The 7458-nt window shown below is 66.5% G+C and carries 8 protein-coding genes and 1 pseudogene; 5 read left to right on the forward strand and 4 right to left on the reverse strand.

Translation table 11 applies throughout. The features are described from left to right. Nucleotides 1-325, forward strand: a pseudogene (locus tag ACWDU1_RS26415) (MFS transporter); the annotation flags it as partial. Nucleotides 326-504: 179 nt separating this feature from the next. Then, nucleotides 505-1080, forward strand: a complete 576-nt coding sequence (locus ACWDU1_RS26420) for a hemerythrin domain-containing protein (protein WP_450002505.1) — start codon at nt 505-507, stop codon at nt 1078-1080. Nucleotides 1081-1825: 745 nt separating this feature from the next. Here ACWDU1_RS26420 and ACWDU1_RS26425 read toward each other — a convergent pair. The 3 genes from ACWDU1_RS26425 to ACWDU1_RS26435 form a co-directional block, all read right to left on the reverse strand. Next, nucleotides 1826-2020, reverse strand: a complete 195-nt coding sequence (locus ACWDU1_RS26425) for a TetR family transcriptional regulator (protein ID WP_450002512.1) — start codon at nt 2018-2020, stop codon at nt 1826-1828. A gap of 57 nt (nt 2021-2077) precedes the next feature. Further along, nucleotides 2078-2875 carry an SDR family oxidoreductase gene (locus ACWDU1_RS26430; RefSeq protein ID WP_450002514.1) on the reverse strand — a complete coding sequence of 266 codons (798 nt, stop codon included), beginning with the start codon at nt 2873-2875 and terminating at the stop codon, nt 2078-2080. A 201-nt stretch (nt 2876-3076) separates the two neighbouring features. Further along, entirely contained in the window at nt 3077-3586 is a 510-nt protein-coding gene (locus ACWDU1_RS26435) for an NUDIX hydrolase (RefSeq protein WP_450002506.1), read from the reverse strand. 74 nt (nt 3587-3660) lie between these two features. On the opposite strand from ACWDU1_RS26435, the gene ACWDU1_RS26440 reads away from it, so the two are divergent. From ACWDU1_RS26440 to ACWDU1_RS26450, 3 genes are all read left to right on the forward strand, one after another. Next, nucleotides 3661-3798: a hypothetical protein gene (locus ACWDU1_RS26440; RefSeq protein WP_450002508.1), complete on the forward strand. Its 138-nt coding sequence runs from the start codon at nt 3661-3663 to the stop codon at nt 3796-3798. Between the two features lie 867 nt (nt 3799-4665). After that, nucleotides 4666-5220 carry a hypothetical protein gene (locus ACWDU1_RS26445; RefSeq protein ID WP_450002509.1) on the forward strand — a complete coding sequence of 185 codons (555 nt, stop codon included), beginning with the start codon at nt 4666-4668 and terminating at the stop codon, nt 5218-5220. A 5-nt stretch (nt 5221-5225) separates the two neighbouring features. Next, a complete protein-coding gene (locus ACWDU1_RS26450; RefSeq protein ID WP_450002510.1) occupies nt 5226-6992 on the forward strand; it encodes a hypothetical protein in 1767 nt (588 codons plus the stop codon). Between the two features lie 320 nt (nt 6993-7312). Here ACWDU1_RS26450 and ACWDU1_RS26455 read toward each other — a convergent pair whose 3' ends face one another. Beyond that, on the reverse strand, nt 7313-7453 hold the full coding sequence (locus ACWDU1_RS26455) for a tetratricopeptide repeat protein (protein WP_450002516.1): 141 nt from the start codon (nt 7451-7453) through the stop codon (nt 7313-7315). Nucleotides 7454-7458: the final 5 nt, after the last annotated feature.

Here is a 7458-nt window from a genome sequence, read left to right on the forward strand (position 1 = left end):
ACACATCCTCGGCGGCGCCGCGACCGTCGCGGTGTTCACCCTCATGATGGACGCCGCCGACCCCGACCACGCGGGCAGCGATTACACCCTGCTGGCCTGCGCGGTCGTGGTGGTGCAGGGAGTCGCCGGGTTCGCGGCGGGGACGGTCGGGGAACTGTTCGGCTACCCGGCTCTGTTCGGGACGAGCCTGGTGCTGTCGGGCATCGGCTGCGCGGTATTGATCCTGGCCGTGGATCGCGGCGCCGGACCGGCCGGGGTTCGCGCGGTGTGGCACCACCGCACCGGATATCCGCGGCCGGCCCCCGACAAGGACCCCGCTCGCTGAAACGCGCCGCTACCGGGCCCGAACCATCGCGCCCGGGATCCGGCGCGGCTCGCCGGTCCGGCGTCGGCGCGGCGGCTCGGCGGTACGTTATCGTCGGCTCCTCGTAGCGGGCGGGCAGTGCGACAGAAACCCGCCCCGGCATTCCACACCGACCTGACGTGCGCCGATAGGGAGGCCCGATGGATATCACCGACCTGATCCTCGACGACCACCACGAGCAGCGGCGACTGTTCGCCATCCTGGAGCAGATCGACCGCCGGGATACCGACGTCCTCGCCGCGATCTGGGACCGGCTCGCCGCCTTCCTCGAACTGCACGCCCAGGCGGAGGAGGAGATCTTCTACCCCGAACTGCTACAGGTCGGCATCGCCGCCCGCCGCACGACAGCGGTCCGGGACGAGACCCTCGACGCCATCCACGACCACAACGAGATCCGGGACGCGGTGGCGGAGGTCGGCCGCCACCGGGTGGGCACCGATGACTGGTTTTCGGCGGTCGCGGACGCCAATACCGCCAACAGCGACCACATGGCCGAAGAGGAACGCGAAGGTCTCACCGAGTTCCGCCGCTTCGCCGCCCTGTCCCGCCGCCACCAGCTGGCCGTCGCCTTCGCCGCCTACGAGGCGCGGAACTACGCCGGTGTCCGATCGGTCGACAAAGATCCGGAAAGCTACGTCCGCGGGGTCACGGAGAAGGCACGGACGACGCCGAGCGGATCGCTGAGCGTCGGCACCCTGAAGCGACCCCGGTCCTGATCCGGCCGCCACCCGATACCCGCCCTTCTGGCCGTCGATCACCCGCCCCAACTCGAGAGCGATATCGAACACCCGGGGAGCCGCACCACACTGCGCGATCGCCTTCCGCGCCTCCGCCCGGATAGCGGCCTTGTCGTCGACGATCCGCGTCACCCCGAACGCCGGCACATAGATCAGCCACTTCGACCCACAACAACTCACCTCCACTATGAATTGCACTGGGCGGCAGCCCGGTCGCCGCGATCGCTTTCCTCCGGTCCGCTCTCCGAGTCTCCTTCCGGTGACCACAGCCTTATCGCCTCGGCGAACTGGACCAGAACTGCCGCCGACAGGAGAGTCGCAGCATGTTCCGGCATCGTCGATCAGGCGGGCCGGGTGGTATCAGGCCACGACAACAAGGAGGCTCCGGCCGGAATGGCCGGAGCCTCCTCACTGGTTTTGGACGCGAATGAGAACCAGGGATGGTTTCGGGGGTCCGGACTGGCAGGGTCTCGTAGTCAACTGTCGCGAGTTCGAGGTCCCCAGCCGGATGGTTTCCAGGCCCGTGAGCCCGAGGCGTCGTTCGTTGTGGTCGCGGCCGCTCACCCGAGGGTGGCGATCCCGGTAGGGATGAGGTCGATACCGGCGAGGAACCGAGGCGGAACCCGCCGCCCGGGCCCGCGCGCAGGGCGGACAGCTCGAATCCACGAGCACGACGGACAGGTCGCGCTCGAAGCGGCCGGCCACACCGCCGAGTTCCGCGCGATCATCCACCAGGGCGGCGCGGCGTCGCGCGTGCTCGACCGGCACGGCACCGAACATGTCCGGGCCGAGGTCGTGAGGCCAGTGTCCGGCAGAAGAGTTCAGCGACGAGCTGCTCTTTCGACCCGAAATAGACTGCCGCGGTCGAGAACGGCAAGCCCGACTCCGCCGCCACGGCCCGGATCGTCACCCCCGCGATGCCCTCCCGCGTGGCCTATCAACGCGGCCGCCATGAGCCGGTCGAGAGCTTCTGCACTCACGTCGGGAGATTGCTGGCCGCTGCTGTTTTCGGTACACCTGGTTGCGCCTCGACCAGGACGAGGTGGCCGCCCGGCGAGGTCGTGATCACGGTGGTGACCGCGGCGGCCATATCGGCGGGCCGCAGCATGTGCAGGTGCCGGGCGAGACCCCACTTTGCCCAGTCCTCGAGCAGGGGTTCCAGGACTTCGGCCGGGGCACTCCAGCCCATCCCGGTGTTCGTCGGTCCGGGACGGACGGCGCTGACCCGGACTCCGGTGCCTTCCAGTTCCATCCGCATCTGAACCGCCATCGCGTCCAGGGCGGTCTTGGCGGCGCTGTAGGCGCCCGAGCGTGGACGCGGGGCTCCGGCGCAGTCGGAGGTGATCAGCACCAGATCGCCGCGGCCGCGTTCGATCATTCCCGGCACGATCCGGTGGGCCAATCGTTGTGGGCCGAGTAGATGAACGTCGACCTGCTTGGCGAACCGTTCGCTCGGCATCTCGTGCACCAGGCCGAATTCCACATCGCCGGCGGCGGAGACCACCACCTCGACCGGGCCGAATTCCCGCTCGGTGGCGGAGACGAACTCATCCACCGATGCCGAATCGGTGACATCGAGATAATGTGCGAACGCTTCCCCGCCGGCAGCGCGGATCTTCTCGGCCAATTGTTCGCACTCGGAGACCCGGCGCGCGCCCAGCGCTACTGGATACCCCCGCTCGGCGAGCATCTCCGCGGTAGCGGAGCCGATCCCCGAGGAAGCTCCCGTGATGATCGTGGGCCGGCGGGCGGGGTGTGGATCGAAACGCGGCATATCGGTGCCCCAAACCAAACAAGTGTATGGACAAGTGTCCATACGATACACCGGCGACCCGGCGCCGCCCAGCTTCACACTGTTCAGAAAAAGAATGTTCTCGGTCAATGTGTATGCGGCAAACATCGCTGAACAGCGATGATCGCGACACCTAATGTCCAAGAATGCATCGGTTTATGGACACGATTCAGCGGCAAGGGCTCATGAGTGGACAGGCGGGATCGGACCTCGGCTTGTGTACAAGCTGAGCGCTTCGATGCTGTCGGGCACGAACCGATGCCGACGGATCAGATCGGGCAGCCGTGTCTCCGGTACCCAGTCATGCCATGCGATCTCGGAAGGGTCCGGGGTGATGCCGCTGTCGATGACGATGTCGTGGAGTCCCAGCCAGTAGGGCGCGATCGCGCCCTGGCACAGGAATTTGAACAGAAACCGTGGCCGGTCGGTGACCCTGAGCTCCTCGGACAACTCGCGGGCGGCAGCTTGTTCATAGGACTCGCCGACTGCCACGGCGCCGCCGATCAGCCAGTTGTAGTGACCTGGAAACAGCGCGTCGGTTTCCGGCCGTCGGTGTAGCAGGATCCTGTTCGCCCTATCCCGGCACACGATCGTGGCGACGCGATGCAGCCAGTGCGCCCGGATAGCCGCGGACCGGTCCACCACACCCAGCACCTGATCACGCTCGTCGACTCGCTCGACCAACTCGCCCACGGAACAATCCTCCTGCCTTGCGTACGGCGAGTCCATCCTGAACTGTCGGCCGTACCGGCCCCGTCGGCACCTGCGTGGTCACCACCCTGTCCACCGCGCGGCGCCAGATCGACTTCTCGACCAACCTCTCGCCTGAAGCCGCGCCGCACGGTGTTCAAGAACTGGCGTTCTTGGACGGCTATCTGCCGCTAAAGATCGTTGACCAGCAATGATCTGCGCCCTGAGTGTCCAGGAGTGCATCGTTTTCATCGATGACGGCCCCCGTCGGGACCTCTATGTGGAGACTGCGATCACGGTCGCTATTCGGTGCAGGCTGTTGGCGGCCGGGCGCCTACCCGACACCGTGGGCCGGTTGCCTTCCCGGCGCGAGCCGCAGAACCAGGCCGGGCCCGGTAAGCGCCGTGCTCTTGCTTTCGCCGTTATACCCGGGTCTCGACCCGGATAGGACGCAAATCTGGTGGGTGGGCTCCTGTTTGCACCAGAAGCCGCACCAGTCACCCCTACGCTCGCCACATCTCACTGCGTGAGTCTGGGGAAGCAGCGGTCCGGGCCGAGTCGGTCGGACAATCGCTGCAGTCGAGAACTTAACCACGCTGGACGTCCGTCTCACAACCATTCGAGTCACGGGACACATCACCCCTGGTGGGCGCATGTGACAAAAATCTGTCCAACTGCTGAGTGGGACAAATGGGCCGGTGTCCGTTCCCAATGGGACGGCGGCGATTTCCCGGATTTGGACAATGGGATTCGGGCGAGTCGCCCGAATCCGGCCCTGCCAGATAAGTGGTACTGCGGCTCACAATGAAAACCGCTGTCACCAGCGGGTTTACAGGGGGCCCGGCTTGGCCGGCGACTCCAGACCGTGTAAGGATGTTCGGTACTCGCGGCGTCCGCTGCGAAGCGATGGTCTTCGGATTTGCACTCCGCGGATATCGGCCCACCCCTACACATTCCGGAAACGGAAGCTCGCCACATCTCACACGCGTTCGGAGCCCTCGTTACCCATATCAGGGATATCGGGGTGTTCGCCCCCGCGGGCTCCCGTCGCGCGATCTACATCTCTGCGTAAGGAGTTCCTGGTGGAATACATACCTGTCGAGGTCACCCCCGATCCGGCCCAGCCGGTGAACAAGGTGCCCGGCAAGACGAGACAATCGGGCAAGAAGAAGCAGAAGACCGTCGGCAGCGCGCCGCCGAAGCGCACGTCGCCCGCGACACGGCCCGGCGCCGCGGTAGCGCGGTCCGGCGACGCGGCGGCCGCTCGGGCCACCGGCACCGCGAACGCCGCGGAGCCGGGCGAGGCACAGCCGGCCGTGTACGGCCCGCACCGACCGCCTGATCAGGCACTGCGGGCGCCGGTGGAGTTCCTGCCGAACAAGTGGCTGGTGATCCTCGTGCTCGGCCTGGTACTCGGGCTGTCGGCGATGTGTCTGATCTTCATCGCCGTGATGCTGCTGTGTCACGCTCTGGAGCCGCAGGCCGCGGTGTGGGTGACTTTGACGGTGCTCCTCGCCGTCGGCGCGGTGTCGCTGGCCTTCTTCATGAAGGCCACCGGCGGCAAACCGTTCTACGCCATACGGGCACTGCTGAGCGTCCTCATCCACCCGGACCGCGCAAACGTGAACTGGTGGTGAGGACCATGAGCGCACCCATCCCGGACCGCGCCAATGCCCTCGGCCGCGAACTGGCGCTCAACGCGCCCGGCGCCGAGCTCGACACCGGCGATCTGGTGGTCACCCGCAAATCCGACTACGTCAAGGTCGTCCTGCGCCGCGCGGCGGCCGAATCCGGGCTGTCCGGCGGGCAGATCGTCGCCAAGTCGGGTTTGCCGCGATCGACGGTGTACCGGTATTTGCAGGAGGACAACACCACCTTCCCGCGCGACGTCACCTCGGTCGTGCGGTTCCTGCAGGCATGCCGGGTACCTTCCCGGCGTATCAAGCAGGCCGTCACCATCTGGCACACGCTCAACGGCACCGGCACCGCCGCTCAGCGTCCCGAGGACCTCTTCGTCGGTGCCGAGGTCATCGACGCCGAACTGGTGGCGCCGGAACATCCCGGGGCCCGGGACTCGGCAGAACATCTGCTGCCCTCCGGCCATCCGGCGAACAGCGGCGTGCACATCTCCGGCAACGTGGGGGGCAACATCGTCTTCAACGTGCTCAGCCACAAGCCGGCGGTGCCCGAACCCGACCCGGAAACGATCCGCGCTGCCCGCGCTGCCCGGATGCGGGGATACGTCAACACGCTCACCTACGCGGTGGTCACCGTGGTGACCCTGTGCCTGCCGATACTGACAACCTTGGATTTCGGATATCGGCTCTTCACCACCGCCCTGCCCGCCTACGGCGCGGCTCTCATCGGAGGTGGCGCCTACTACGGTGTGCGTCTCGCGCGCCGGAGAAAGGCCGGCGGATCGTTGCGGGTGAAGATGACCCGGTTGCTCTCGGGCCGGACCGCCTTCGGCTTGGTAGCCGGTGTCTTCGGCGGCTTGGCCATCGGCGAGCAGGTCACCTGGACGTGGGAGCTCACCCGCTACTACGAACTCTCCTACGACGAATGCCTCACCCGCGGGACGCTGGTCGGTCTCGCGTTCGGCCTGACGGTCGTCCTCCTGGTCATCTGGTGGCTACAGCACATCGACTGGGTAGCGGTCTATCTGCTGAGCAAACAGTTTCCCGCCCTGCCGATCCTGGTGACCCTGGCCGCGATCGGGATCGGGATATGGCTCGACATCGTCTTCGACTACTCGACGAACTCCACACTGGTCATCGGGTTCCTGGTGTTCACGGTGCTGCTGCTCCTGCTCGACAAACTGATCGCGCAGATAACGATGTCCCGTGTCATCACCGAACAGCGCGACGAAGTGATCCGTCTCTTCACCCCGTGGCGCACCGAGCATCAGAGCGAAACCACAGCCGGCGTGGCTGGGCATTCCAAGGCGCTGGATCTGCTCAACCGCCTTTCACGCTCCTCCACCCCTGACCTGCCCACGGAGGTGCCCGGCGACACGAACGCCGAGACGGCGGCCGAACTGGTGGAGGACGCCGGCACCGATTCGATCGCCGCCTTCTGCGCGGACCTGCTGGCGCTCAAGCAACTGTATCCGCGGTCCTACCGGGAGATGCACGAGATCGCGCTGCGCCGAGGCATCTACCCGGTCAGCAAGACCAGCCTGGCCAACGCGGTAAACCCCCGCCACGGGCTGCCCACCGTGCGCACAGTCCTGTGCTTCGTCGACTCGCTGGTCGACGACGGTGGGGAATGCGATCGGCTGCTCGACGAGTGGGACAACCGATGGCTGCAGCTCTCTCGCGCTCTCGGGCACGACGCCGACTCGCCACGTACCGGGGACGGCGAAACGGATGACCAGTGGGGCAACCCCGACGAACCATCGCCTTTCTAACGGACTGCCCCAGCCCTCCCCTGACCCGTTGAACGCCCTCTCCGCTGGATGGAGGGGGCGTTCGACCTGCTCGGAGCGTCGGCTCGCCGGTTCCGCGCTGTGGGTCCCCGGTAGTAACCGCCGAAGATCGGGCGGATATGGACACACCCCCTGGTCAGAGGCTGCGGGCATAGCTGAGGCGGACCCGGGATAACAGCCCGATAACCCGGGTAGTGCATCTGCCGACCTGCGGATATAGCGCTCCATCCGTGCGCGAGGCGGCCCCGTTATCTGGGCCAGGCCCCATATCCGTTGTCTTTTCGGCGGTAACTACCGGAACCTCAGCTTTCGGCATCGAATCTCCGTGCCCGCGCGAGGTTGTCACGAAAGACGACTGTTTGAGGGTGCTCACTGCCGAGGACCCGCTCGGAGTCGGCGAGATTGCGCTCGTACATGGTGACCGCCTCGGCGACCCGGCCCACCGTGT

It is taken from the genome of Nocardia sp. NPDC003345, from assembly GCF_053589395.1.